The organism is Agrobacterium sp. BT-220-3, from assembly GCF_025910175.1.
Classification (GTDB): domain Bacteria; phylum Pseudomonadota; class Alphaproteobacteria; order Rhizobiales; family Rhizobiaceae; genus Agrobacterium; species Agrobacterium oryzihabitans.
In genome coordinates, this window is record NZ_JAPAIX010000003.1 from 277,004 (window position 1) to 303,332 (window position 26,329).

Annotated in this window: 25 protein-coding genes; 13 read left to right on the top strand and 12 right to left on the bottom strand. The window is 61.1% G+C overall.

The window, feature by feature from the left end; translation table 11 throughout:
- The first annotated feature begins 39 nt into the window (after window positions 1-39).
- Complete coding sequence (locus OK142_RS11690; RefSeq protein ID WP_003513537.1) at window positions 40-225, top strand: DUF1059 domain-containing protein; 186 nt, start codon at window positions 40-42, stop codon at window positions 223-225.
- A 26-nt stretch (window positions 226-251) separates the two neighbouring features.
- Here the strand turns inward: OK142_RS11690 and OK142_RS11695 are convergent, their stop codons facing one another.
- Genes OK142_RS11695 through OK142_RS11705 form a run of 3 tightly spaced genes read right to left on the bottom strand, consistent with a single transcriptional unit; the run spans window position 252 to window position 2,769 of the window.
- A complete protein-coding gene (locus OK142_RS11695; protein ID WP_498682874.1) occupies window positions 252-1,508 on the bottom strand; it encodes a CCA tRNA nucleotidyltransferase in 1,257 nt (418 codons plus the stop codon).
- Complete coding sequence (locus OK142_RS11700) at window positions 1,505-2,143, bottom strand: NUDIX hydrolase (protein WP_216330071.1); 639 nt, start codon at window positions 2,141-2,143, stop codon at window positions 1,505-1,507. The genes OK142_RS11695 and OK142_RS11700 overlap by 4 nt, the downstream gene beginning before the upstream one ends.
- Window positions 2,140-2,769 carry a DUF1285 domain-containing protein gene (locus tag OK142_RS11705; RefSeq protein ID WP_498682876.1) on the bottom strand — a complete coding sequence of 210 codons (630 nt, stop codon included), beginning with the start codon at window positions 2,767-2,769 and terminating at the stop codon, window positions 2,140-2,142. The genes OK142_RS11700 and OK142_RS11705 overlap by 4 nt, the downstream gene beginning before the upstream one ends.
- 175 nt (window positions 2,770-2,944) lie before the next feature.
- On the opposite strand from OK142_RS11705, the gene OK142_RS11710 reads away from it, so the two are divergent.
- The 5 genes from OK142_RS11710 (at window position 2,945) to OK142_RS11730 (ending at window position 10,357) form a co-directional block, all read left to right on the top strand.
- Window positions 2,945-3,955 (top strand): AAA family ATPase, encoded by a 1,011-nt coding sequence (locus OK142_RS11710; RefSeq protein WP_498682878.1) that lies wholly within the window; start codon window positions 2,945-2,947, stop codon window positions 3,953-3,955.
- A 92-nt stretch (window positions 3,956-4,047) separates the two neighbouring features.
- A complete protein-coding gene (locus OK142_RS11715; protein WP_498682880.1) occupies window positions 4,048-4,962 on the top strand; it encodes a DUF58 domain-containing protein in 915 nt (304 codons plus the stop codon).
- Complete coding sequence (locus tag OK142_RS11720; protein WP_498682882.1) at window positions 4,959-7,769, top strand: DUF4159 domain-containing protein; 2,811 nt, start codon at window positions 4,959-4,961, stop codon at window positions 7,767-7,769. Before OK142_RS11715 ends, OK142_RS11720 begins: the two co-directional genes overlap by 4 nt.
- Window position 7,770: 1 nt before the next feature.
- Window positions 7,771-9,855: a hypothetical protein gene (locus tag OK142_RS11725; RefSeq protein ID WP_498682884.1), complete on the top strand. Its 2,085-nt coding sequence runs from the start codon at window positions 7,771-7,773 to the stop codon at window positions 9,853-9,855.
- A gap of 88 nt (window positions 9,856-9,943) precedes the next feature.
- Window positions 9,944-10,357, top strand: a complete 414-nt coding sequence (locus OK142_RS11730; RefSeq protein WP_498682886.1) for a GNAT family N-acetyltransferase — start codon at window positions 9,944-9,946, stop codon at window positions 10,355-10,357.
- Here OK142_RS11730 and OK142_RS11735 read toward each other — a convergent pair.
- The gene (locus tag OK142_RS11735; protein WP_498682888.1) at window positions 10,354-11,307 is read right to left on the bottom strand and encodes a LysR family transcriptional regulator; all 954 of its coding nucleotides are present in this window, start codon (window positions 11,305-11,307) and stop codon (window positions 10,354-10,356) included. The two genes, OK142_RS11730 and OK142_RS11735, sit on opposite strands and share 4 nt — an antisense overlap.
- An 87-nt stretch (window positions 11,308-11,394) precedes the next feature.
- Between OK142_RS11735 and OK142_RS11740 the strand changes: the two genes are divergently transcribed.
- Window positions 11,395-12,360, top strand: coding sequence for an MBL fold metallo-hydrolase (locus tag OK142_RS11740; RefSeq protein WP_498682889.1), 966 nt, complete (start codon window positions 11,395-11,397; stop codon window positions 12,358-12,360).
- A 59-nt stretch (window positions 12,361-12,419) separates the two neighbouring features.
- Here the strand turns inward: OK142_RS11740 and OK142_RS11745 are convergent, their stop codons facing one another.
- Together OK142_RS11745 and OK142_RS11750 are read right to left on the bottom strand one after the other, a co-directional pair.
- Window positions 12,420-13,733 (bottom strand): MFS transporter, encoded by a 1,314-nt coding sequence (locus OK142_RS11745; protein ID WP_498682891.1) that lies wholly within the window; start codon window positions 13,731-13,733, stop codon window positions 12,420-12,422.
- A gap of 337 nt (window positions 13,734-14,070) precedes the next feature.
- The gene (locus OK142_RS11750) at window positions 14,071-14,640 is read right to left on the bottom strand and encodes a GNAT family N-acetyltransferase (RefSeq protein ID WP_035242115.1); all 570 of its coding nucleotides are present in this window, start codon (window positions 14,638-14,640) and stop codon (window positions 14,071-14,073) included.
- A gap of 299 nt (window positions 14,641-14,939) precedes the next feature.
- On the opposite strand from OK142_RS11750, the gene OK142_RS11755 reads away from it, so the two are divergent.
- Entirely contained in the window at window positions 14,940-15,932 is a 993-nt protein-coding gene (locus OK142_RS11755; protein WP_498682893.1) for a glutathione S-transferase family protein, read from the top strand.
- Between the two features lie 13 nt (window positions 15,933-15,945).
- Here OK142_RS11755 and OK142_RS11760 read toward each other — a convergent pair whose 3' ends face one another.
- Complete coding sequence (locus tag OK142_RS11760) at window positions 15,946-16,437, bottom strand: NUDIX domain-containing protein (RefSeq protein WP_498682895.1); 492 nt, start codon at window positions 16,435-16,437, stop codon at window positions 15,946-15,948.
- Window positions 16,438-16,503: 66 nt separating this feature from the next.
- Between OK142_RS11760 and OK142_RS11765 the strand changes: the two genes are divergently transcribed.
- On the top strand, window positions 16,504-17,454 hold the full coding sequence (locus tag OK142_RS11765; RefSeq protein WP_498682896.1) for a metallophosphoesterase family protein: 951 nt from the start codon (window positions 16,504-16,506) through the stop codon (window positions 17,452-17,454).
- 213 nt (window positions 17,455-17,667) lie between these two features.
- Here the strand turns inward: OK142_RS11765 and leuA are convergent, their stop codons facing one another.
- A complete protein-coding gene (leuA, locus tag OK142_RS11770; protein ID WP_498682897.1) occupies window positions 17,668-19,377 on the bottom strand; it encodes a 2-isopropylmalate synthase in 1,710 nt (569 codons plus the stop codon).
- Between the two features lie 300 nt (window positions 19,378-19,677).
- Complete coding sequence (locus tag OK142_RS11775) at window positions 19,678-20,865, bottom strand: benzoate/H(+) symporter BenE family transporter (protein WP_498682899.1); 1,188 nt, start codon at window positions 20,863-20,865, stop codon at window positions 19,678-19,680.
- A gap of 286 nt (window positions 20,866-21,151) precedes the next feature.
- Between OK142_RS11775 and OK142_RS11780 the strand changes: the two genes are divergently transcribed.
- Window positions 21,152-22,234, top strand: a complete 1,083-nt coding sequence (locus OK142_RS11780) for an esterase-like activity of phytase family protein (RefSeq protein WP_498682900.1) — start codon at window positions 21,152-21,154, stop codon at window positions 22,232-22,234.
- Window positions 22,235-22,317: 83 nt separating this feature from the next.
- Here OK142_RS11780 and OK142_RS11785 read toward each other — a convergent pair whose 3' ends face one another.
- Window positions 22,318-22,962 carry an NrsF family protein gene (locus OK142_RS11785; RefSeq protein ID WP_082182742.1) on the bottom strand — a complete coding sequence of 215 codons (645 nt, stop codon included), beginning with the start codon at window positions 22,960-22,962 and terminating at the stop codon, window positions 22,318-22,320.
- A complete protein-coding gene (locus OK142_RS11790) occupies window positions 22,959-23,507 on the bottom strand; it encodes a sigma-70 family RNA polymerase sigma factor (RefSeq protein WP_080600263.1) in 549 nt (182 codons plus the stop codon). Before OK142_RS11790 ends, OK142_RS11785 begins: the two co-directional genes overlap by 4 nt.
- A gap of 185 nt (window positions 23,508-23,692) precedes the next feature.
- Between OK142_RS11790 and OK142_RS11795 the strand changes: the two genes are divergently transcribed.
- Complete coding sequence (locus OK142_RS11795; protein ID WP_003494546.1) at window positions 23,693-23,950, top strand: pentapeptide MXKDX repeat protein; 258 nt, start codon at window positions 23,693-23,695, stop codon at window positions 23,948-23,950.
- Between the two features lie 99 nt (window positions 23,951-24,049).
- Here OK142_RS11795 and OK142_RS11800 read toward each other — a convergent pair whose 3' ends face one another.
- Window positions 24,050-24,631 (bottom strand): ATP-dependent Clp protease proteolytic subunit, encoded by a 582-nt coding sequence (locus tag OK142_RS11800; protein WP_035242113.1) that lies wholly within the window; start codon window positions 24,629-24,631, stop codon window positions 24,050-24,052.
- 235 nt (window positions 24,632-24,866) lie between these two features.
- Here OK142_RS11800 and OK142_RS11805 point away from each other — a divergent pair, with 235 nt between their 5' ends.
- Entirely contained in the window at window positions 24,867-25,457 is a 591-nt protein-coding gene (locus OK142_RS11805; protein WP_498682902.1) for a HupE/UreJ family protein, read from the top strand.
- A 100-nt stretch (window positions 25,458-25,557) separates the two neighbouring features.
- The gene (locus OK142_RS11810; RefSeq protein WP_003494540.1) at window positions 25,558-26,307 is read left to right on the top strand and encodes a DUF2076 domain-containing protein; all 750 of its coding nucleotides are present in this window, start codon (window positions 25,558-25,560) and stop codon (window positions 26,305-26,307) included.
- The last annotated feature ends 22 nt before the right edge of the window (window positions 26,308-26,329 follow it).

Here is a 26,329-nt window from a genome sequence, read left to right on the forward strand (position 1 = left end):
TGCACGCTGTCCCTCTGTCTAAAACAGGGAGGCAAGACCATGAGACTGTTTGAATGTGGAACGCTTGTGCCCGGCTGCGCCTGGCACACCCGCGCGGACGACGACGCGGAAGTCGTGCGGCGCACGGTGGAGCATATGCGATCGGCCCACGGCGAAACCATCATCCGCGAGAACATGATCGAAAACATCAAATCCCGCATCCGCGACGAGGCAAATGCGGCCTGAGCCGCAATGACTTCATCGCTGCGATCTCAATTCTCCAGCATATCCTTCAGCCGGGCGGTCAGCGCTGCCCGGTCCAGTGAGAAATTGACGTCGATCCACTTTTCCTCTAGGCTTTTCAGCACCTCGCCCACTTTGGGACCCGCCTCGACACCGGCGGCCATTACATCCGCGCCGCTCAGCGGAAAACCGGGCTTGTGGAATTTTTCCGCTCTCGTCAGCAGCGTCGAAAGCCGCGCCACCTTCTGCATCGCCGCGTCACCAGCGGAAATGTCGGCGCGGGCCGAAGCAAGTGCCAGTCTAAGCCGCGTCTTCACACCTTCAACGCCCTGCCGGTAAAGCAGCCGGTCGAGCGCCGTCTCCTTCATTTCGGGATCGATCACGGGGGCGGAAGCCCATTGCGCCAGATATGCAGCTTCGGCCTTGGACAGCCGCAGCCGCACGGCAAGGGCCGCGAGCCTGTCCCTGTCCGGCGGCACGATGGCTGCAAGCCGCAACATCGGGTCCACCACCCAGCCGAGAGCCTGTTCCGTCGCCACCAGCCCGTGAATGGCATCGATGCCCCATTTTTCCGTTTCGGGAAGAATTTCCGTCAGAACGCCCGATTGCCGCATCCATAGAAGCGCGCGGGAGGGGTCGCGGGCGGCAAGCAGCTTTTTCAGTTCGCTCCAGACCCGCTCGGCCGAAAGCGTCGCAAGTTTGTCCTTCGCCCGTGCACTGGCGCGCAAGCCGTCGGCATCAGGGCGGCCTGAACCATAATGGGCAAAAAACCGGAAAAACCGAAGGATCCGCAGATAATCTTCCGAAATCCGCATCGCTGCATCGCCGATGAAGCGTACCGTGCCGGTTTCAATGTCTGGCAGGCCATCGATGAGGTCGATGATTTCGCCCTTCTCGTCGGCGTAAAGCGCGTTGATGGTGAGGTCACGCCGCTCGGCGTCGGTCTGCCAGTCAGTGCCGAAAGCCACCTGTGCGTGGCGGCCATTGGTTTCGACATCTCGGCGCAGCGTCGTCACCTCGAAACCTTCGCCATCGATCACCAGCGTCACCGTGCCGTGTTCGATGCCTGTTGGCACAGACTTGATACCCGCCGCCTTCGCCCGCTCCACCACCACATCGGGTGTGAGCGTCGTCGCCATGTCGACATCGACGACCGGCTGTTCCATCAGCGCATTGCGCACGGCACCGCCGACGATCCGCACCTCGCCGCCATCGGCATTGAGAAGCGCGAATATGCGCTTCAGCGCCGGTTTTTCGAACCAGTCCCGCCCGGCAAGGCTGCTCATGAATAAAACCTCTCGTAAATCGTCCTGACGATGCCCGCCGTAATGCCCCAAATGTAGCGCTCGCCATAGGGCATTTCGTAGAAAAACCGCTCCTTCCCCTGAAAGATACGGCTGCCGCGCCCGTGATTGGCCGGGTCCATCAGGAAAGACAGCGGCACCTCGAAAACCTCATCCACTTCCGTTGGATTGAGCGTCAGATCGAAACCGGGACGAACGACCGACAGTACCGGCTTGATGCGAAAGCCCGTCCCGGAAATATAGTCCGGCAGACGCCCGACCGTTTCGACGAATGACCGGGAAAGGCCGATCTCCTCTTCAGTCTCGCGCAGCGCCGCTTCTTCCGGTGTGCGGTCTTCGGCATCGATGCCACCGCCCGGAAAGGAAATCTGGCCGGAATGCTTGCGCAGGGTTGCGGTGCGCTGGGTGAAGATCACCCGCGCTTCGTTACCGTCGTCGATGACAGGCACCAGTACGGCGGCATCCTTCAGCCTTATGCCGTTTCCCGAGAGAACCACGCCCGGATTGAGCACATGGTCGCCATTCTCCCGCTCTGCCACGCCCTCGCCATCCTGCAGTACCCGGCGGCGGAAATCGGCAGCGGTGAAAGCCTTGAAATCTGTTGTCGTCATGGTCATTGCGAAAGACGTTCCAGTTCATTGGCGGGCATCACGGGAAAGACAATCCCGCCAGAGCGCACGGCGAACATATCGACGCCGTCCACTTCGGTCACTTCGCCGAGTGCTGCGAGATCATACATCACCGCCCGCGAGACCAGCGCTTCCAGCCTGCCGCGCACCAGAAGATAGGGTTTCAATTCGCGGTTCTCACCGAAAATTTCGAACCGCAGCGGGTGCTCGGGCCCCGCCTCCACGATATCGCCGACATTGGTGCGGAAGGTGAGCAGCGGCTCGCCATCCTTTTCTGCCGCAGTTACCTTCATCTCGACGGCCACGAAAGGTGCATCGACCACCCGGATGCCGACTTTTTCCACAGGAGTTACGAGATAGGTCCTGCCGTCTTCGTCCTTGCGCAGAACCGTCGAAAACAGCCGCACCAGCGGTGCCCGACCGATGGGCGTACCGAGGTAAAACCAGGTGCCGTCGGCGCGGATTTCCATGTCGAGATCGCCGCAAAAGGGCGGATTCCAGCGATCCACCGGAGCCGGTCCGCGCTTGGCGTCGCCGGTCTGTTCGGCAGCGCGGGAAATCATCGCCGCCAGCCCCGCCGCATCGCCTGCCGAATTTATCGTCTCCGCTGCCATATTCGAGTCTCGCTTTGCCGATAAGGAAATACTAAGTCACGACATAGTCATTCGAATGGCGCTTGTCAGCGGCCAAGAGAGCAATAAGCTATATGCAGCGCAAAATCCGTCCCGGCTGATAACCAGCAGCACCCGGGTGGGGATCAGAGAGCGGCGAAGGTATGAGGAGAGCGACATGGGCGTGATGAATACCGGCGAAACCCTCGACGAAAAAGCCATCGTCGCCTCGGCCGAAAAGGCGCTTTCGGATATTGCAGCCATCCGCGCGGAGGTGTCCAAGGTCATCTTCGGCCAGGAAAAAGTGGTGCAGAACACGCTTCTCGCCATCCTGTCGGGCGGCCATGCGCTGCTCGTCGGCGTTCCCGGCCTTGCCAAGACCAAGCTGGTCACCACGCTTGGAACGGTTCTCGGCCTCGATGCCAACCGTATCCAGTTCACGCCGGACCTTATGCCGTCCGATATTCTCGGCTCCGAAGTCATGGATCAGGATGAAAACGGGCGTCGCTCGTTCCGCTTCATCAAGGGTCCGGTTTTCGCGCAATTGCTGATGGCCGACGAAATCAACCGCGCCAGCCCGCGCACGCAGTCCGCGCTCTTGCAGGCCATGCAGGAATACCACATCACCATGGCGGGCCAGCATTATGAGCTGCCGAAACCCTTCCACGTCCTTGCTACCCAGAACCCGCTGGAGCAGGAAGGCACCTATCCGCTGCCCGAAGCCCAGCTCGACCGCTTCCTGCTGCAGGTGGATGTCGACTATCCCGAGCTTGCCGCCGAACGCCAGATCCTGCTCGACACCACCGGCATCGCATCCGGTGAGGCACGCAAGGTGATCGACGCGGAGCGCATGATGGAAATCCAGGCGCTCATCCGCCAGATGCCGGTCAGCGACAAGGTTGTGGACGCCATTCTGTCACTCGTGCGCTCCGCCCGCCCCGGCCATGGCAACAAATTGACCGACAAACACGTTGTCTGGGGACCGGGTCCCCGCGCCGGCCAGTCACTGATGCTGACGGCACGCGCCCGTGCGCTTTACGAAGGCAGGCTCGCGCCGTCGCTCGACGATGTCTACGCGCTGGCGGAGCCCGTGCTGGAACACCGCATGGCGCTGACATTCGTGGCCCGCGCCGAAGGCATGTCGGTGCGCGATGTCATCGCAGCCCTCGTGGAGCAGGCGAAGAACTAAAAAGACGGCCCGGAGCATGTCTTCCAAAAATGTGAGCAGTTTTGGGACAAGGACATGCGTAAAACCAGAAGAGCGTCGCGAAAGGAGTGCATGTGGCATCCATCGGCCAGATCGTAGACAAGACGCCCGGTAGCGAAGTTCTGGCGCGCGCGCGCCAGCGTGCCGCCCTGGTGCCGGACTGCATGGTCGAGGCAAAGCGCATCGCCAATACCGTTACCGCCGGCTGGCACGGCCGCCGCAAGCGCGGCATCGGCGAGAATTTCTGGCAGTTCCGCCCCTATGCCGAAGGCGAGAGCCTCTCGCGCATCGACTGGCGGCGCTCGGCCCGCGATGACCATACCTATGTGCGTGACCGCGAATGGGAAGCCGCCCACACCATCTGGCTCTGGGCCGACATGTCGCCGTCGATGATGTTCAAATCCACGCTTGGCTCGGTCTCAAAGGAAAGCCGCGCATTGGTGCTGATGCTGGCGCTGGCCGAAATCCTGGCGCGCTCTGGCGAGCGCATCGGTTGTCCGGGCGTCATGGAGCCGGTCTCGGCCAGAAACGCCGCCGAACGGCTGGCTGCCGCCATCATGCACGCGCCGCTCACGACAGGCATGCCGGAAACAGGCATGATCCGTGGTGCAAGCGATATCGTCCTCATCGGTGATTTTCTCGATGATGCGAAAAATGTGATGGAGCGGATTTCGCCGCTCGCGCGGCGGGGCTTACGCGGCCATGTGGTGGAAATCGCCGACCCGGCCGAGGAAACCTTCCCCTATTCCGGCCGCACCGAATTCACCGATCCGGAAACCGGTGAAAAACTGGTGTCCGGCCGTGCCGAAACCATTCGCGAGGATTACACCCGCGCCTATCTCGCCCGGCGCGAGGCGCTGTCTTCGTCCCTGCGCCGTCTCGGCTGGAACTTCGTGTTCCACCGCACCGATCATCTCGCCTCCGAGGCGCTCGTCGCCGTTCACATGTATTTGTCCGGCGCGCCCGCGCAAGGCGGTGGCCGTCGATGAGCGCATTGCCCTTCGTTTTCACCAGCCCCTATATTCTCTTCGGCCTTCTGGCGCTGCCTGCCATCTGGTGGCTGCTGCGGCTCACCCCGCCGCGCCCCAAGGCGGAAGTGTTTCCGCCGCTGAAAATTCTGGCAACTGTGCTGAAGCGCGAGGAAACGCCCTCCAAAAGCCCGTGGTGGCTGACATTGCTGCGCATGGCGCTGGCCGCTGCCGTCATTTTTGCGCTTGCTGACCCCGTGGTGAACCCGCGCAACAACAGCATTGCCGGCACCGGCCCGCTGGTGCTCGTGGTCGATAATAGCTGGGCCTCCGCAACCGATTGGGAGCGACGCGTGGCGACGGCGCAGGCCCTGATCGGCGATGCGGAAAGGGCCGACCGTCCCGTCTCCATCAGCTTCACCGCCGATGTCGAACATGACGCCGTGCCGGCAACGACCGCAGTGGCGCTGGACAAGCTTGCCGCCGCCAAGCCGAAGCCGCTTGTGCCCGACCGCGTGCGCACGGCCGAAGCGATCACCGAAGCGCTGAACGGCGCGGCCCCCGGCACGCTCGCCTATATTGCCGACGGCGTTGCCACCGCGCAGGATGAAAACGCGATGAGAACGCTCGCCAGCCTCTCCCCTGCCGAATTCCGCATCGTCAAGGGCGACGGAAAATCCATCGCCGCCATTACCGGCGCCACCAACAATGCCGATGCGATGAGCGTCACACTCTCGCGGCTCGACACAACGGAAGCCGCCCGGCTGACCGTCAATGCGCAGGACAGCCAGGGCCGCATCCTCGCCAACGGCATCGCGAACTTCGCGCCCGGCGCGGCCGAAACCACGGCGACGGTGGAAGCACCTTTCGAACTGCGCAATGATTTCGCCCGCCTCTCCCTCGACGGAGTGTCGACGGCGGGTGCGGTGCATCTTCTGGATGACGGTTTCCGCCGCCGCCGCGTGGCCCTGCTCGCCGGTGAAACCGGCAATGATTTCCAGCCGCTGCTGCAGCCGCTTTATTATATCAGCCGCGCGCTTCAGCCGTTTGCCGATCTCATCCCGCAGCGGCAGGCCGATCTGGCGCAGGCGATCCCGGAAATCCTGCAATCCAACCCGTCGGTCATCGTCATGGCCGATATCGGCCGTCTGCCGCAGGAAACCTATGAGCCGATGCAGCGTTGGCTCGCCGGTGGCGGCACGCTGATCCGTTTTGCCGGACCGCGCCTTGCCGCAGCCCCCGCAGACGATCCGCTGGTGCCGGTGACGCTCAGGCAGGGCGAACGCGCGCTTGGCGGCGCGCTCTCATGGGCCGAACCGCAGCCGCTTGCCGATTTCCCGAATTTCGGCGCTTTCGCAGGCATGCCGAAAGCCGATGGCGTACTCGTAAAACGGCAGGTTCTCGCCGAGCCGACACCGGACCTCGCTGAACGCACCTGGGCAAGCCTTGCCGACGGCACACCGCTCGTCACCACCCGCAATGTCGAGGCCGGCCGCATCGTGCTCTTCCATGTCAGCGCCGAGGCAAGCTGGTCCGATCTGCCGATATCAGGCCATTTTGTCGATATGCTGCGCCGTATCGTGCAATTGTCGAAGGCGGGCGGCGCTTCCGCCAACGCCAATGCTCCGGCCGCCGCCCTGCCGCCCTTCCGGCTGCTGACGGCTGAAGGCGCCCTGTCGGCCGAAATCGGTTCTGCCCGCCCGCTGGAAATGCGCGCCGGCCAGCCGCCCCACACCGGTTTCGACAATCCCCCCGGCCTTTACGGCACTGAGGATGGCTTCGTGGCTCTCAATCTTTTGCCGGCTGGCGCCACGCTTCGCCCGCTCGACACATCGGTCGCCGGTGTCAGCACCACCAGCGAAGCCCTGATCGGCGAAACGGCGAAATCGCTGCGCCCCGCGCTCTTCATCGCCGCCTTCCTGATGCTGATCGCAGACAGCCTCATCGTGCTCTTCATGAACGGCGCCTTCGCCCGCCTGCCGAAAGCCCGCAGCGCCACCGCTGCCACCGTGCTGTTGGCGCTTGGCGCCTTTGCCGCGATGTCCCCAACGGATGCGCGCGCCGACGATCCGAAACCCGGCGACGAGCAGATTTTCGAGCGGCTGGACACGACCCATCTCGCCTATGTCCGCACCGGCGAAGACGATGTCGACCGCATTTCAGAGCAGGGTCTGCAGGGCCTCAGCGAATTCCTGACCTGGCGCACGACGCTGGAGCCCGGCCAGCCGGTCGGCCTCGATATTTCCAAGGATGAATTGTCCTTCTATCCCATCATCTACTGGCCGGTATCGGCTTCCGCGCCGATGCCGTCGAGCGCCGCCATCTCGCGCATCGACGCCTATATGCGCGCCGGCGGCACCGTGCTGTTCGATACGCGCGACCAGTTCTCTTCGCTCGATACCGGTGCGACCAGCCCTAACGGCGAACGCCTGCAGGCGATCCTCGCCAATATCGATATACCACCGCTGGAGCCCGTGCCGGAAGACCACGTTCTGACACGCTCCTTCTACCTGCTCACCAATTTTCCCGGCCGTTACAACGGCTCGCCGCTCTGGGTGGAATCGCGCCAGGGGGCGGCCAAGACCACATCCGGCCTCTCCTCCTCCGGCGATGGCGTGACGCCGATCATGATAACGGGCAATGATTTCGCCGGCGCATGGGCCGTTGACCCGCAGGGCGCGCCGGTTCTGCCAACGGTGCCGCCGGACGAGATGCAGCGCGAGCATGCCTTCCGCTCCGGCGTCAACATCATGATGTATATGCTGACCGGCAACTACAAGGCCGATCAGGTTCACGTCCCCGCACTTCTCGAACGGCTGGGGCAGTGACATGACATTAACCTTCTCCCCATTCCTGCCGTGGATCGTGATTGCCGTTCTGGCCGTCGCCGCCCTTCTCCTCTCCTTCATCGGCCTCTGGCGCGGCGTGCGCGGCGCATGGCTGCGCGGACTGGCGCTTGCCGCTTTGCTTGCGGCCATCGCCAATCCGCTTCTGACGCAGGAGGAGCGCGAGCCGCTCTCCACCATCGTGCCCGTCATCGTCGACCGTTCGCAGAGCCAGGACGTGCAGGACCGGCCGCAAATGACCGATACGGCGCTGGAGACGCTGAAAGACCGGCTGTCCCGCTTCCCGCGCATCGAGCCGCGCATCGTGGAAGTGCGCGACAATGGCGAGAGCGATTCACCCTCGACGCAACTGTTCTCCGCACTTTCCTCGGCCGTCTCGGATGTATCGCCGTCGCGTGTCGGCGGCGCGATCTTTCTCAGCGACGGACAAATCCACGATATTCCAAATGCGCTGCCCAATGCCGAACAGGCGCTCGGTTTCCGCGCCCCCGTTCATGGGCTGATCACCGGCAAGGCCAATGAATTTGACCGCCGCATCGAAATCGTCCGCGCCCCGCGCTTCGGCATCGTCAATGAGGAACAGCAGCTGACACTGCGCGTCTTCGATGATGGCCGCCCCGCCGGTGGCGGTTCGGCGGAAGTGACAGTGAAGATGAACGGGCAGGAAATCGCCACGCTTCAAGCCACACCTGGCCAGCCGACCCCCTTCAACTTCAAGGTTCCGCGTGGCGGCAACAATGTCATGGAATTTTCCGTCGCCGAGCTTCCCGGTGAAGTGACGGCCGCCAACAACCGCGCGGTTCACTTGATCGAAGGCATCCGCCAGAACCTGCGCGTGCTTCTGGTGTCCGGAGAACCGCATGCGGGCGAGCGCGCCTGGCGCAACCTCCTGAAATCCGACGCCTCGGTCGATCTGGTGCATTTCACCATTCTGCGGCCGCCGGAAAAACAGGATGGCACGCCGATCAACGAACTCTCGCTGATAGCCTTCCCAACCCGTGAATTGTTCGTCGAAAAGATCGAGGATTTCGACCTCATCATCTTCGACCGCTACCAGCATCGCGGCGTACTGCCGATCCTCTATTACGATTACATCGCTCAATATGTCGAAAAGGGCGGCGCGCTTTTGATCGCCGCCGGGCCGGAACATGCCGGTCAGGATTCGATCGCCATGACGCCGCTTGCCTCCGTGCTGCCGGCGCAGCCGACGGGTCAGGTGCATCAGGCCGCCTTTTACCCCCGCCTTTCGGAAGCCGGCAAGAAACATCCCGTGACCCGCGGGCTGGATGGATCGGGCGTCGAGCCACCACAATGGGGCCGCTGGTTCCGCACAATCAGCGTCGACCCGCCGCAGGGCCAGACCGTGATGCTGGGCGACGGGCAGGACCCTCTGCTCGTGCTGAACCGTCAGGGCGAAGGCCGCGTCGCCATGCTGCTGTCCGATCAGGGCTGGCTGTGGGCACGCGGATTCGAGGGCGGTGGCCCGCATGTGGCGCTTTACCGCCGCATCGCCCACTGGCTGATGAAGGAACCCGAGCTTGAGGAAGAGGCGCTGACGGCGCGGGCGAACGGCCGCACATTGCAGATCACCCGCCAGACCATCGGCGACGATCCCGGTCAGGCAACCGTGCGTTTCCCTTCCGGCAAGACCGAAAACATGGCTTTCACCACCACGGAGCCGGGTCTTTACAAGATCGAGCGCCGCATGGATGAAACCGGCCTCTTCGAAATCAGGAACGGCGATTTCACCACCCTCGTCCATGTTGGCGCGGTGGATGCGCCGGAATTCAAGGCGATGATTTCGACGACCGAAACGCTGAAGCCGCTTTCCGACGCCACCCGTGGCAGCGTCCACCGTGTCGCCGATAATTCCGGCCGCGTGGCGCTGCCCGATATCCTGCCTGTCAGAGGCGATATCAGGGTTGCCGATGAGGATCGCATGCTGATACGCATGACCGACGAGACGGTGCTGAAAGGTGTCAACACCCTGCCGCTGTTTGCCGGTTTTGCCGGGCTGGCCGCCCTGCTGCTTGCCTTCTCCGCGCTGTGGTGGCGTGAAGGCCGGTAGGAATTTTCCGGTGAGGGCTTAACGCGCTTTCACGTCTCGGATTGGAAAACGAGAAACGGCCGCCGTTGGCGGCCCGGGAAAGATGATCATGAATTTCGTTCTGAGCGATATCGCGGATGCAGAGGCTGAAAAGGCCATCCGCGATCCGCTGGTGGCCTATAATCTCGCCCGTTTCGGCCAAAGCGGCAAACGCGACCTCACCATCACCATCCGTAATGACGAGAACGCCGTGACCGGCGGCCTCGTAGGCTATACGGCTCGTGGATGGCTTTACGTGCAGCTACTTTTCGTGCCGGAAACCATGCGCGGCCAGGGCACCGGCCCGAAGCTGCTGGCAATGGCGGAGGAGGAAGCCAAGAAACGCGGCTGCATGGGCGCTTATATCGACACGATGAACCCGGATGCCCTGCGGCTCTATGAACGCTGCGGTTTCACGAAGATTGGCTCGCTTGCGCCGCTTTCCACGGGCCAGTCGATCACATGGCTGGAGAAACGCTTCTAGGCCGCGATCCCGGATAGGCCACAATCAACGGTCCGGCCCATAGCGTCGCGGATTTGCTGGCGAAGCCACACGGCTCCGGCATCCGCATCGGTCTGCAATGTCCAGACCATGGCGACGGGCGGGAACTTCAACGTCACCGGCACCGGGCTTATCTCAAGTCCGAGCATCGGCGCATAACGCAGCGCGATGCGTGAGGACACGGTCGCCAGCACCGCCGAGGATCGCGCCGTTGCCAGAACCGAGAGAAAATCCGGCGCAGCCGCGACGACGTCGATCTCGACGCCGGTCAGTTCCAACGCATCCTTGATGCAGCCATGCAGGCTGTCCGTCTGCGATATGACCGCATGTTTGGCTTCCATATAGGCATCCAGTCCGACGGGATTTGGCAGATCAAGCAAAGCCGGATTGAAGCAGCAGAGCACACTGGAGGAATAAAGCGGCTCGCAATGGTGGCGCTGCTCTTTCGAATAGGTGCACCCCACAGCCATGTCTATCACGCCGGTATCCAGCATCGCCGTAATTTCCTGCTCCTGCCCGCTGCGCGCCAAGATGCGGATACCGGGCGCAATCTCGCGCAGCCTCGCGGTCAGATCCGGCAGCAGCAACAGCTCCACCTCGCTCGACATTCCGAGCCGGAATGTGCGGCGCTCCGTCGCCGGATCGAACACATCCGCCGTCAAAACCGCTGCCTGCGCCTGCCGCAATGCCAGCCTCACGGGACCGGCCAGATTGATGGCCCGTGCCGTCGGTTTCATCTCCTGCCCCACTCGAATGAAAAGCTCATCCTGAAACAGGGTCCGCAATGTCGAAATATTGTGACTCATGGCCGGCTGCTGGATTTTGAGCCGGCGTGCAGCCCGCGTGACGCTCATCTCCTCCATCATCGCATCGAAAGCGATGAGAAGATTGAGGTCGAAGGAACGAAGATTGAAATGATCGATACTTTGCATAAGTCACATCGATTTGATTGCTGGCCTCACTACACTTAGCTGGAGTTAGGAAACTTTCAAGGCTTCCCCAAAACTCAGGAGCTCAAAATGCCATCACGTCGCTCGCTTCTCAAAGGTGCCGCCAGCGCCATCTTCGCCGCCCCCTTCGTTGCACCCTCCCTCGCATTTGCCAGGGCACCGCTCGCCGCCACTCAAGCACCCGGCTTTTATCGCCTGATGGTCGGCAAGGTGGAGGTTACGGCCCTGTCGGACGGCGTCATCGCCCTGCCGCTTGCCAAAATCTACACCAACACAACACCGGAACATGCGGGCAAAGCCCTGCAGGATGCCTTCCTGCCAGAACAGACGCCCACCTCCGTCAATGCCTATCTCGTCAACACCGGAGACAGGCTGGTGCTCATCGATGCCGGAACGGGCACCTATCTCGGCCCGTCCCTCGGCAAGCTCGTCGCCAACATAGAGGCATCCGGCTACAAGGCCGGCGATATAGACGACGTTATTCTCACCCACATCCATACTGACCATTCCGGTGGGCTGTCAGCGAAGGGCAAACGTGTATTTGCAAATGCGACGCTGCACGTCAACGAGCGCGAGGCCGCCTTCTGGCTTGACGAGGCAAAGGCCAAAGCAGCACCCGAAGCACTGAAGAAGGGTTATGTCGAGGCTAAGGAAAGCGTCCAGCCCTATATCGACGCCGGGAAGTTCCAGACATTTGCGGATAATGCCACACCCGTTCCCGGCCTTGGCTCAATCCTCTATGCCGGCCATACGCCGGGCCATAGCGGTATCGTGGTTGAAAGCGAAGGGGAAAAAATCGTCTTCTGGGGCGATATCACCCATGGCGACATCCTCCAGTTCGATGAGCCGGATGTCGCCATCGAGTTCGATGTCGACCAGAAGGCCGCCATCATTGCGCGCGATCTGGCATTCCGGCAGGCGGTCGAAGGCAGATATCTGGTGGCCGGCGCCCATATCGCCTTCCCCGGCATAGGCCATGTGCGCACCGACAGCACCAATTACGATTGGCTGCCTGTCAACTACACGACCCTATAGAGCAAAAAGCAGGACGGTCTGAACTGAAAGGGTCAGGCCGTCCTCCACATTACCGCAGCCTATGTCAGTGCCACCTGCCGTGTTTCGGCATTGATCATGGTTGCTGCAACGGCGGCCAGTACCAAAAGCCCGGCAAAAATGCCGATTGCGACGCCGAAGCCCTGCGCGATCGCATAGCCCAGCAATGACGGCGCCAGCAGGCCGCCGAGTCTTGCCATGGCGCCTGCCGCCCCCATGCCGGTCGCCCGCGACTCCGTCGGGTAAAGCTCCGGCGTAAAGGCATAAAGCGCGCCCCAGGTGCCAAGCAGCGCAAAGCTCATGATGAGAAGCGAGGCGGCGATCATCGCGCCGCCGGTGGCAAGCGTGAAGAGAAGGCAACCGAGTGCTGACAGCAGGCAGAAACCGATCAGCGTCGGCTTGCGGCCCCATTTTTCAACGCCATAGGCGGCAAGCGCATAACCGGGGATCTGCGCCAGAGCCACCAGCACGAGGAAACCGTAACCGCGCACGAAGCCGAAACCGTCACCCGCCAGTTTCGCCGGCATCCAGGTAAATACGCCGTAGTAGGAGACGGAAACGAGGAACCAGATGGCTAGGATCATGATGCTGCGCTGTCTGAGCGCCGGTGAAAATATCCCCTGTCCCTTGGTGACATCGGGCTGGAAAAGCCCGGTTCCGGCATCGAGCGGCGCGCGACCATTCACCACCAGCATGCGGTTGACGACCGCCTTTGCTTCCTCCGACCGACCCGAGCGCATCAGGAAAAGCGGCGATTCCGGCACAAGGAACCGTAGGCCGAGGCCGAGAACGGCAGGAAAGGCCGTGACCGCAAAGATGTAGCGCCAGGCATCAGCAACGCCGGCAAGGCTCGCGCCCCAGGCGGCGAGCGCCACGATCAGGGTGCCGATCGCCCAGAAACCTTCCAGAAAGACCAGCCAGCGCCCACGATTTTTCGCCGGCAGGAATTCGGCCATCATCGCGTAGTCCACCGGCAGAGTACCGCCCACGGCCGCCCCGGTCAGAAAGCGCAGGACAAGGAGAATGGCGAAATCCGGCGCAAAGACGGAAAGCACGCCGAACACAGCGTCGCAGGCAACGGTGATGATCAGCACACGTCGACGGCCATAACGATCCGCCAGACGCCCGAAACCGGCAGCGCCCAGAAGCATACCAAAAAAGAAAGCCGTTCCGGTCTGCAGGGCCTGCGGCACCGTCAGGCCAAAACTCGCGGCAATCGAAGCGGCAGTGAAGCCGACCGCCAGAACCTGCATCGCGTCCGCAGCCCAGACGAGGCCGAAAATACCCATCAGCCGTCGCTGATAGGCGCCTGCGCCCGCGCGCTCCAGCGCATCGTTCATGGTAATTGCCGTCATATGCCTGCCCCCTTCGTCGAAATCGACTTCCGAGTGCTATCGCATGGGGGAGAGAAACGGAATTGAATTTTGCGGAGTGCGATGCATGGTTTCAAGACAGAATGCCATCGCCTCGTCTTAGCGACATAACCGGCCCGTGCTGATATGGGGCGACTCCATGCCCAACGCCCTCATTCCCGTGCTTGTCACAGGAATCCAGTCGACGCGGCTCTCGCGCGGCGAGAGGAGTCCTTTCAGCCCAAGGACTTAGGCTGGCTGGATTCCTGTGACAAGCACAGGAATGAGGGAAATAGAGCGCACTGGCAAGAAACGGCAAATCCGCCGCAAATGAAATCCGTCAGGCGTAAACCCGAAGAGGCTCCTCGAAGCCATCCTCTTCCGCTGTGGCAGCAGGCACGCTGGCCTCGCATTTGTGCCAGCCGATCTTGCCCTTCAGCCGCTGGTGCACGTCGTCACCAAGAGGCACGACCAGCACCCGGTTCATATCCACCGGGCCGGGAAAATCGAGCGCCGCGTAAGCCACCTTCTCGAAACCGAGCGGCATGTAATAGGGCGGATCGCCGATCAGGATCACGGCCTCGGAGCCTTTCCGCCGGGCGGCGGCAATCGCAATCCGGACGAGTTCCCGGCCGATGCCCATATTCTTGTGCGAAGGCCTAACCGCAAGCGGGCCGAGCATATGGCCCTGCACGCCGCCCGCCAGAACCGGCGTCATGCGCACCGAAGCAATCGTCTCGCCATCGTCGGCGCAGACGAAGGAGAGCGACCGGTCATGCGGACCCTGCTCGCGGATGCGCGCGGCTGCCCTTGTGTGACGGCCGGGACCGAATGCTTCTTCGTTGATGACTTCGATGATGGCGTCGTGCGACGCGTCCTCGGTGAGGTAGACAAGATCGTGCTTGGACATGAAGAGACCGAAACTTCCAGAATGCGGATGCGACAATAGATGACGGCTGCGCCGGTAAGGGCGTTCAGGAGCGTCAGCGTCGTCGGAGCATCCGTGTTTCGATCATAATCGACAATTTCCTCAGATTTGTGAAAATCGCAATTATCAGGAAAATCCGCACCCGTCCAGAACAAATCTCGACCCTGTCCCATTCAGCTGATGCAAGACCGGAAACGCATTGTTCAACGCGTCGCGGGTTCGCGGAACGATGCGGAACGGTTAGGATCGGCGCCAACAGGGAAACAACCAAGGAGATCGTCATGGGCATGCTGGTGGAAGGCGTATGGAAAGACGTCTGGTACGACACCAAGGAAACCAAGGGGCACTTCAAGCGCAGCGCCTCGCAATTCCGCAACTGGATAACATCGGACGGCGAGCCCGGTCCTTCCGGAACGGGCGGCTTCAAGGCCGAGAAGGATCGCTACCATCTCTATGTCTCCTTTGCCTGCCCCTGGGCGCATCGCACCCTCATTTTCCGCAGGCTGAAAAAGCTGGAAGACCTGATCTCCGTCTCCGTCGTCGATCCGCTGATGCTGGAAAACGGCTGGGAATTCAGACCGGAAGACGAGCGCACGCCGGGGGCGACCGAGGATCACCTCTTCGACTTCTCCACGCTGTGGCAGGTTTATACGAAGGCAGACGCCAATTATTCCGGCCGGGTCACCGTTCCGGTCTTGTGGGACAAGCAGCGCGGCACCATCGTTTCCAATGAATCCGCCGAAATCATCCGCATGTTCAACGTGGCCTTCAACGATCTCACCGGATCAGAAGCGGATTACTATCCCGAGCCGCTGCGCGCAGAGATCGACGCGCTGAACGACGTCATCTACGATACCGTCAATAACGGCGTCTACAAGGCCGGTTTCGCCACCACCCAGGATGCCTATCAGCAGAATGCCGTGAAGGTGTTCGAAACGCTTGATATGCTGGAGGGCCGGTTAAAGGAGCAACGTTTCCTGTTCGGCTCAGAGCAGACGGAGGCCGATTGGCGTCTGTTCACCACGCTGGTGCGGTTCGACCCGGTTTATGTCGGCCATTTCAAATGCAACATCCGCCGCATTCACGATTACCCGCATCTGACGGGTTATCTTCGCGATCTCTACCAGACATCAGGCGTGCCGGAGACGGTCGACATGCGCCACATCAAGGAACATTATTACCGCAGCCACCTCACCATCAACCCGACCGGCATCGTGCCCATCGGCCCGGAACTGGACCTCACCATGGCGCACGGCCGCGAGGTGCTCGCCTGACGGAAAGCCGTTACTACCAGTGGTCGGCGATCGCCGCTTCGCCGGAAAGCTCGGCAAGGCGGCGGAGGGTGGCGGGCGTCACGTTTTTCGGCAGGTCCGAGAGATCGAAAAAGCCGCTTTCGGAAATTTCATGATCCGGCTTTTTCAGCGTGGTCTGGGCGACCTCCAGCCGGTAGAGCGCCACATGATCGCGGTTGCTGCCTTCCAGATTGAGGTAGACATGGAAAAGCTCCGGCTTTGAGGCCGCCTCGAGATTGCCTTCCTCGCGGATTTCCTTGTGGAGCGCCATCAGCAGGGTTTCACCACGCTCCACCCCGCCGCCCGGCAGATACCAGCCCGGCAGATATGTGTGTCGCACCAGAAAAATCCTGCCCCTGTCATCAAAACAGGCCGCACGCACGCCAAGCGTTGCACCCCGGGTGAACAGAAAAACGAAATGAAGCAGACGGATGAGGACGCGTGTGTGGAACGGACGGGCCCGCCGCTCGGTTGTCTCGTCATTCACCCTGGTATCTCCCCTTCGGCAGGCTTTTATTGGACGTGCCGCATATCATAGGTTATCTCTGCCGCCATGTTCAAACTTGCGCATATTTCAGACGTCCATTTGGGGCCACTGCCGAAACTCACTTTCCGGGAACTTGCATCCAAGCGTATCACCGGTTTCGTCAACTGGCACCGCAACCGCCGCAAGCACCTGTTCACAGACACGCTGGAAAAGCTGCTCGACGATCTGGAGACAAAGTCGCCGGATCATCTGGCTATTACCGGCGATCTCGTCAATCTTGCGACCGGCATTGAAATTCGCGCCGCCGCCGACTGGCTGGAAGAAGTGGGCGATCCGGAAAGAACCTCCGTTGTTCCCGGTAACCACGACGCCTATGTTTCCGGCGCGCACGACAAGGCCATGCGGGCCTGGTACCCTTATGTGCGCGGCGATGGCGATCCGGCGGAATGGGACGACGACCGCAAGATCTTTCCCTATATGCGGGTGCGCGGTCCCGTCGCGCTGATCGGCTGCTCAACCTCGATTGCAACGCCGCCCTTTTCGGCCACCGGCTATTTCGGCAACCGGCAGGCGCGCGCAACGGCGGAGCTTTTGAAAAAAGCCGGTGAACAGGGCCTGTTCCGCGTCGTGATGATCCATCATCCACCGATCCGGGGCGCCACTGCCGCCCATAAACGCATGTTCGGCGTTCGCCGCTTTGCCGCCGCTCTCGGCGTCGGCGGCGCGGAACTCGTGCTGCATGGCCACACCCATCTCAACACCGTCTACTGGCTGAACACCCATCACGGGGAAGATCACATCCCGGTTGTCGGCATTTCCTCTGCCAGCCAGGGACCCGGCGGCGAAAAACCGCGCGCGGCCTATAATCTCTTCCACATTTCCGGCGGACCCGGCACCTGGAATGTCGCGTGTGAACGCCATAGCCTCAATGAGACGGGGACGGGTATCGCACTTGAGGATGTGCGGGTGTTTTATGAAAATGGCAGGCCGCTGGGGTTTTCTTTGCCGAAGGAATAGAGGCCGGAGCGCTTGTGTCAGTGGGTGTAGTTCACCCTCCTCTGCCCTGCCGGGCATCTCCCCCTCAAGGGGGGAGATCGACTCGTGGTTGGGTCTCGCCCATCTCAACGTTTGCGAATGGAGCGATGGTAGGGCCTCCTGCCGATCTCCCCCCTTGAGGGGGAGATGCCCGGCAGGGCAGAGGGGGGGTAAGCCCCACCCTTCGAACCCCGCTTACCTAGCCCGCTCTTCCAGCACCCGATTGGCCGCCGAAACAATCGCCTCCAGCGACGCCGCCACGATGTTCGTATTGACGCCTGCCCCGAACAGCTTGCCGCCCGGATGCTCCATCTCGACATAGGCGATGGCCGAAGCATTCGAGCCATGCTGCAGCGAATGTTCGGAATAGTCATTCACCGACAGATCGATCCCGAGATAGACCGACAGCGCGTTGATGAACCCGTCGATCGGACCCGTTCCCTTGCCCTCGATGCGCTTCACCTCGCCATTATCGGTGATTTCGGCAGCCACGATGCGCACGCCCTTGAAATCGCCTGCCGGATAGGTGTGGTGATCGACGAACTTGATGCGCGCATTGGGCTGCGTCACGTAGCGCTCGATAAAGCGCTCATAGATGCGCTTGGCCGGCAGCTCGACACCCTCTTCATCGGTAATGCGCTGGATCTCCTCGCGGAACTCCACCTGCAGGTTACGCGGCAGGTTGATGCCGTAATCCTGCTGGAGAATATAGGCGATGCCGCCCTTGCCGGATTGCGAGTTGATGCGGATGATCGCCTCGTAGGAGCGGCCGACATCCTTCGGATCGATCGGCAGATAAGGCACTTCCCAGACGGGATGATTGGCGACCTTGATCGCCTTCATGCCCTTGTTGATCGCATCCTGATGCGAGCCGGAAAACGCCGTATAGACCAGTTCGCCGACATAAGGGTGACGCTCGGGGATCGTCATCTCGTTGGAATATTCGTAGACCGCCTTGATGCGCTCGATATCGCGGCAATCCAGCTCAGGATCGACGCCCTGCGTATACATGTTCAGCGCCAGCGTCACGACGTCGACATTGCCGGTGCGCTCGCCATTGCCGAACAGCGTGCCCTCGACGCGGTCCGCACCCGCCATCAGGCCGAGTTCGGTCGCGGCGATGCCCGTGCCGCGATCATTATGCGGGTGCAGCGAGATGATGACGTTTTCGCGATTGTCGATATTGCGGCACATCCATTCGATCTGGTCGGCATAGATGTTCGGCGTCGCCATTTCCACCGTCGAAGGCAGGTTCAGGATCAGCTTGTTGTCCGCCGTCGGCTTCACCACCTCGACCACGGCATTGCAGATTTCCAGCGCCACTTCCAGCTCGGTGCCAGTGAAGCTCTCAGGCGAATATTCGAAGCGGTAACCGCCGCCGGCCTTGGCCGCCATGTCGGTGATCATCTTGGCCGCATCGACGGCGATCTGCTTGATGCCGTGCACATCCTTGCCGAACACCACGCGGCGCTGCAATTCGGAAGTGGAATTGTAGAAGTGAATGATCGGCTTGTTGGCGCCTTCCAGCGCCTCGAACGTGCGGGTAATCAGCTCCGGGCGGCATTGCACCAGCACCTGCAGGGAAACATCGTCAGGCACATTGCCCTCTTCCACGCACCAGCGGGCGAAATCGAAATCCGTCTGCGAGGCGGAAGGGAAACCGATCTCGATTTCCTTGAAACCCATTTCGAGCAGCAGCTTGAACATGCGGGCCTTGCGGTCGTGGCCCATGGGGTTGACCAGCGACTGGTTGCCGTCGCGCAGGTCCACCGAACACCAGATTGGCGCCTTGTCGATGGTATTGCCCGGCCATGTGCGGTCAGGGATATTGATGGTGGGGTATGGGCGATACTTCACGCTCGCGTCGGTCATGCCCTTGGAAATATTGGTAATCTTGGCGTCCATTTCGCTTCCTCCTTGCGCAGTCCGCGGGCTTCTTCAAGCCATCGGCGGATGCGCGGCCCTTTAGGGCCTAAATCCAGTATAAAATGAGATTTCGAGATGAGGAGCGTTAGCGCCAGCGGGCTTTCGGCCGCCGGGCGCTCCTCACTGGACCCGGCAACCGCGTGTAAGGTCGAGGCTAAGAAGCGAGAGTGCACCGCACGGCGAGGCCTTCGCAGAAATCTGCGCGCTCATGCCGGAAATGGTTGCGATGCTGTTGCTCATGGCCAAGCTTATAATCGGCGAAATATTTTGATGCAAGGGCTATTGTCTCTTCATTCCTTTTACAAAACCGGTCAACGCCATCATCAGCCCGCCACCGATCAGCCCCCAGAAGGCACCCGAAATACCGGCGAAGGAAAGGCCGGAAGCGGTGACGAGAAAGGTGATCGCCGCTGCCTCACGCGTTTCCGGCTCCCTGAAGGCCGCAACGGCTGAGCCGGAAAAGGCGCCGACCAGTGCAAGCCCGGCCACCGCCTGAATGAGGATGGGTGGCGCAAGCGCCACGAAGGCGGTCACCACGCCCGCCAGGAGGCCGAAGATGATGTAACCGACACCGCCGATGATCGCCGCCCAGTAACGTCGCTTTGGATCAGGATGGGCGTCCTCGCCAGCGCACATCGCCGCCGTGATGGCCGCAAGATTGACCGCATGGCCGCCGAAGGGCGCGGAAAGCAGAGAAAAAAAGCCGGTGGCAGCGAAAAGCGGTCCGGGCTGGGGATCGTAATGATTGACCTTCAGCACGGCGATGCCGGGAATATTCTGCGAGGCCATGGTGACGATGAAGAGCGGCAGCGCGATGGAAACAACCGCGTGGAGACTGAAGACGGGCGTGACCCATTCCATCGGCGGTGTCAGCGATTGCGCCACGCTGTCCAGCGCGCCCGCCGGAATATCGACGCCGAAGATCATCACCAGCACGAAGGCGGCAAGGGCGGCGGGCACCGCGAAAAGCCGCCGGAAGGCTCCCACCACGATCCACGCGAGAATGATCGGCAGACCAAGCATCGGGTTGAAACCGATCGCCTTGATCGGCGCGAAACACAGGCCGATGATGACCCCTGACAGCATGGCATTGGCAAGTGGCGCGGGAATGGAGGCAACCGCCCTTCCGAGCGGCCTGAACAGGCCGGCAATGATGATCAATATCGCGCAGATGATGAACCCGCCCACGGCGGCTTGAAAGCCGCCCTCGATCACGCCGGTGGTTGCCAGAAGCGCTGCTCCGGGCGTCGACCATGCAATGCTGATGGGAAGCCGGGTGGCGACGGAAAGTGCGATGGCGCAAACCCCCATCGCCACCGAAAGCGCCATCAGCCCGGAGGCCGCTTCGAAATCCGTCGCGCCGACAGCCTTGAGGCCCTGCAACACGACAGCGAAGGAACTGGCGAAGCCGACAAAGGCGGTCAGGCATCCCATGAACAGGCTCTGGACGGAAAAATCTCTCAGCATAAAAGCACTCTACGGCCTGCTGGCTGTCGCGGAAGACATAAAGCGCTATGCACTGGCGACAGGCAGAAAACGAAACTCAAAACGTGGAGCGCGAATCCGAAGATGGCGGCACGTTTTGGATGAAGCATTGATATCATTCAGGATCAAAAAAGAAGCTGCTTGGCAAGATGAGGTGCCAGACTTCAGGTACGGCGGCATGGAAAACGTCATCAAAGTTTAGCGGCAGCACGCTAATCCTCTGGGCAGTCGTCACGACAGGGCATTCGCCACAACAGGGGTCGTCTCCATGTTTCGCATCATCACCATCGCCACTTTCTGTTTCGCTGCCCTTCCGGCCGCAGCACAAACCCCGCCGGCACCAAGCTTTTTGGGGCAGATCGTCGTGCCTTCCGGCCTTTCCATCAATGGCGTCACCTTTGGCGGCATTTCCGATCTGACCTTCGACAGCGAAACCGGTCGCTATCTCGCCATCTCCGATGATCGCGTCGAAAAAGGCCCTGCCCGCTATTACGAGCTGGAACTGGCCGTGACGGAAGGCGTCGTCACGCTGAACATCGCCGCCACGCGCGAGTTGAAGGACGAGACCGGGGCGGCCTTCGCACCGCAGGGTATCGATGCGGAAGGCATCGCGCTCGACCGCAAGGGCGGCAAGCTTTACTGGTCCTCGGAACGCGACCTGAAAAACCAGCCGGCAATTTATGTTTCGGACCTCGATGGCGGCAACGTCAAGCGGCTGGAGCTGCCCGATGCCTACCTCGTCAACGACGCGAAGACCAAAGGCGTTCAGAACAATCTCGGCTTCGAAGGGCTGAGCCTCGCATCCGGCAAGCTCATCGCCGCCACGGAAAATGCGCTGACCCAGGACGGTCAGAAGGCGACACCGCAGGCCGGCAGCCCGGCGCGTATTCTCGTCATCGACACCGCGACGCTGAAACCCGTCGCCGAACATGTCTATGTCACCGAAGCGATCTCCAAGACCCCGACGGCCGCCGAGCCGAAATATAACGATAACGGTCTCTCCGCCCTTGCGGCCCTGCCGGATGGCCGTTTCGTCGCCGTGGAGCGCAATTTCGCCTCCGGCGTCGGCAACCATATCCGCTTTTTCATAGTCGATCTGTCCGGCGCCGAAAACATTCTCGGCAAGGACAAGATCGATGCAGCGAATATGCGCCCCGTATCGAAAACACCATGGTTCGAAATCAACGAAGGCGATTTCGGTCTCGATGTGGACAATATCGAGAGCCTCGCATTCGGACCGGTGGTGGACGGCAAACAGCTTTTCGTCATTGCCTCTGACGACAATTTCAATCCGGGCAAGCAGTTCACCCAGTTTGCTGCATTCGCAATCCCCGCCAACCTGGGTCAGTGAAACCCGTGAAAAGACAATGCCGGCTCGGGACGACGTCCGGGCCGGCATCGGCAAACGAGGCGATGTGGCAAAGGATGCGCCCTTCACCAGCGCAGAAGGCGTGAACCGGCAAAGGCGCCGATAAGTCCGGTCAGAAGAATGCCCAGCGAATACCAGATCAGCACGAAGGCCATGCCGTTTTCGGTGCAGAACCACGAATAGACCCAGGCTCCGGCCGCACCCGCCGCAATACCCGCGACAAAACCCGCAAGCGCAGGATCAGCGGGAGCGGAGCGCTTGAGAACCGAAAAATTCGCCAGGAAGATGGGAAGCCCGAAGGCGACGATCAGAAACGGGCAATGCAGCGCGGATGACCCCATAATAAGCGCACCATAATTGCCCGGCAGTGCAAACCCCAGCTGGACCAGCGCTATCGCTGCCATCGCAACGAAAATCACCGCAAGCCAAGCGAACAGCCAGCCGCTTTCACCGTCAGGACGGGCAAGGCGTCTGACAGCGACGAAAGCAATTATAGCCAGCAAGGCGTTGTAGGCGGACTTGATCCAGAACCCCACTTCGGTCAGGGCAGCATCCATATCGCCACGTAGCCCGAGAATGAAGAGCATCAGCAGCAGCGAAACGAAGATCGCCGGCACGGCGGCAAGCGCCAGCCTGCGCTCAAGCGCAAAAGCCGGTACGGGCTTCAGATCCCCCGCCAGCTGGTCAATGATGTCATCCGTCTTTCTCACGTGTCTCCCCGCAACTTTGCCGCCAGGATTTTCAGTGTCCTGTGAATGCCGACCCTTGCCGCAAGCTCGGTCTGGCCGGATTTTTCCGCCGCTTCGGCGATCGACTGCCCCTCGAGCTTCACCCTGCGAATAAGGTCGCGTTGCCGCTCCGGCAGATCATCGAGCAACCGCTCGACATCCATGCGCGCCGTAACCGCATCGACGGACGATTCCGCCTCAAGCGTGTCATCAAGCTCGACTTCGGTCAGCGCACGCGCGCCCCTGCCTCGATAGTGGTCGATGAGCTTGTAGCGCGCTATCGAAAAGAACCAGGCCGTAAACGGCCTCGCACGATCATAGGTCTCCCTTTTGGCGTGAAGCGACAGCAGAGTTTCCTGGACAAGATCCTCCACATCGCCTCTGGATGCCGACGACATGCGATGGCCGTAATAGGCGATCAGCAGCCTGCGCAAGGCATGAAGCAAATGCCTGTAAGCGCTTTCGTCCCCGTCGAGGGAACGCAGCATCAGCATTTTCAATGTTTCTTCCGAAAGGCTGCCTGTCATCGTCACTATCGGGTTATTCGCAGTCCGCAGGATATTGTTACACAATGGCTTGAAAAAAATCTCGCCCAAATATCACGTCACAAGCGCGTGAAGTCGTAACAATGGGCCGTTCCCGACCGAATGGACAATCGTGAGCCCCGGCACAATGCCGGCGGACATACAACGACGTCCAGAGGAGACCCTTCATGACCCGCATTTTTGCCGCCATCGCCACCGCTTCCATGCTGTCCGCACTGTCTTTCGCAGGCATCGCCCACGCCGACAGCATGAAACCCGATGCGATGAAGAAAGACACGATGCACAGCGACACCATGAAGATGGAGCCGATGAAGAAGGACGGCATGTCCATGGCAAGCAAAAAGGACTGCATGCACAAGGCCGGCATGGAAATGGACAAGATGAAAAAGGCCGACATGATGAAGGCCTGCGACATGATGAAATGACGCATACCGGCCTGCATTGAGCATATTTACAGGCCAGAATGGAAAAAGCCCGCACCGGTTTCCACCGATGCGGGCTTTCTCAATTTAAAACTCGAAAGCTCAAACTTCCGACTGGCTCTCGACAATCTTGCCGACGAGGCCGTAATCCTTGGCCTCTTCCGCGCCCAGCCAGTAATCGCGATCGATATCCTTGGCGATCTTTTCTTCGCTCTGGCCGGTGGCCTTGGAGAAGATCTTGATCAGGCGCTGGTTCATCTTGATGATTTCGCGAGCCTGGATTTCGATGTCGGATGCCATGCCGCGCGTACCGCCGGAGGGTTGGTGCAGCAGGAAGCGGGTGTTCGGCAGGCAAAGGCGGCGTTCCTTCGGCACCGATACATAGATCAGCGCGCCGGCGGAGGCGACCCAGCCCGTGCCGATGATATAGACCTTCGGCTTGATGAACTTGATCATGTCATGGATGGAATCACCCGATTCGACATGGCCGCCCGGCGAATTGACGTAAACGCGAATGTCGTCGTCGCTGGCGGCGGCAAGGGCCACGAGCTGCGTGCAGACCTTCTGCGCCAGTTCCTGCGTGATGCCACCATAGATGAAGATCGAACGCGACTTGAAAAGATTCGCTTCCGTTTCCTTGCCGATCGGCAGTTCCTTGCTCTTGTCGTCTTCGTCTTCGTTCATCAACGGCTCTCTCCAGCGTAATTCGTGCATGCCCTTCGGACATAGTGCGACTTGTTACGTAAGGCAATGAGAGAAAAAGGCAAGGTTTGCGCCTGAACAATAAACATTACCCCCGGCAGATGACGCATGGACAGCGTCTCGCCATTCGCGATATCGTCGGCTCCTCATTGCAGTGCCGCTGTTGCTGGAAACCCCAAGATTCCCATACCGGCGGCGACAATCAAAAGAGGGAACCATGCTGAAAAGACTAAGCCTCACTGCCGCCGCACTGGGCGTTACCACCCTGCCCGCTTTCGCCCATCTGAACCCGGAAGAACACGGTTCCTTCATGGCCGGTGTTTCCCACCCCTTTTTCGGCGCGGACCACATTCTGGCGATGGTCGCCGTCGGCATCTGGGCCTCGCAGATCGCCGTGGCCCAGGGCGACCGCAAGGCGCTGTGGATCGTGCCATCCGCCTTCGTCGGCACCATGGCCGTGGGCTTCCTGATGGCGGTTTATGGGGTAGGCCTTCCCTTTGTCGAACCCGCAATTCTGGCCTCCGTCATCGGCCTTGGTCTGCTGGTTGCCATGGCGGCAAGGCTTCCCACCGCAGCAGCAGCCGCGGTCGTTGGTGCCTTCGCACTTTTCCATGGCCACGCCCATGGTGGTGAGCTCGGCAGCGCGGGCGCCTGGCAATTCGGCATCGGCTTCATGATCGCCACAGCCCTCCTGCATCTGGCTGGCATCGCACTCGGCCTCGGCATTGCCCGTTTCGGTTCGGTGGCAAGCCGCACCGTCGGCGCTCTGACGGCGATTGCGGGCCTGTCGCTCGCCTTCGGCGGCTGACGATCATTACCGAAATTTAAAATTCGGACCGCTTTGAAAAGCCGGAATTGAGGCCTACCTCCTTATCGTGGATTTTCGCTTCACGGTAAGGAGGCATCATATGTCACCGGAAGAAAGCCAGCTTCTCAAAAGCCTGTTCGACAGGACCAGAACCGCATCCGCCACCCCGCGTGACCGCGAGGCGGAAACATTGATCGCAGACGCCGTGCGCGATCAGCCCGCAGCCCCCTATTATCTCGCCCAGGCGGTCATCGTTCAGGAAAAGGGTCTGGAAGCGGCGGCAGCCCACATCAAGCAGCTCGAAGATCGCATCCATGCGCTGGAAAGCGGCAATGCCGCCCCGCAGGCGGCCGCACAGGGCGGTTTTCTGAGTTCCATCTTCGGCACCGGCCAGCCGCAGCCACCTGCACCGACGCCCGCCGCGCCGACCACGCAAACTTCCTGGCGTAACGACACCGCCGGCCAGACGGCTGGTCCCTGGGGCTCACCCGCCGGTCAGCAACCGGCCGGCCCCTGGAGCCAGCAGCCGGCAGCATTCGGACGCTCGTCCGGTGGCGGCTTTCTGCAGGGCGCACTCGGCACCGCAGCCGGCGTTGCCGGCGGCATGCTGCTTGCCAACTCGTTGAGCGGAATTTTCGGCAGCCACATGTCGTCGCTTGGGCTCGGCTCTCCCTTTGGCGGGAGCAATGCCGCGGGCAATGCCCCGGTCGAGGAAACCGTCATCAATAATTATTATGGCGACGGCGCGAGCCCGCAGAACAACAATGATGACGATATCCAGCAGGCCGATGCCGACGACAGCGCCGACGATGCGGATTTCGATTCAGGCGACGACGGTTCGTTCGCCTGAACGTTAAGCTTTCTGAAAAGCC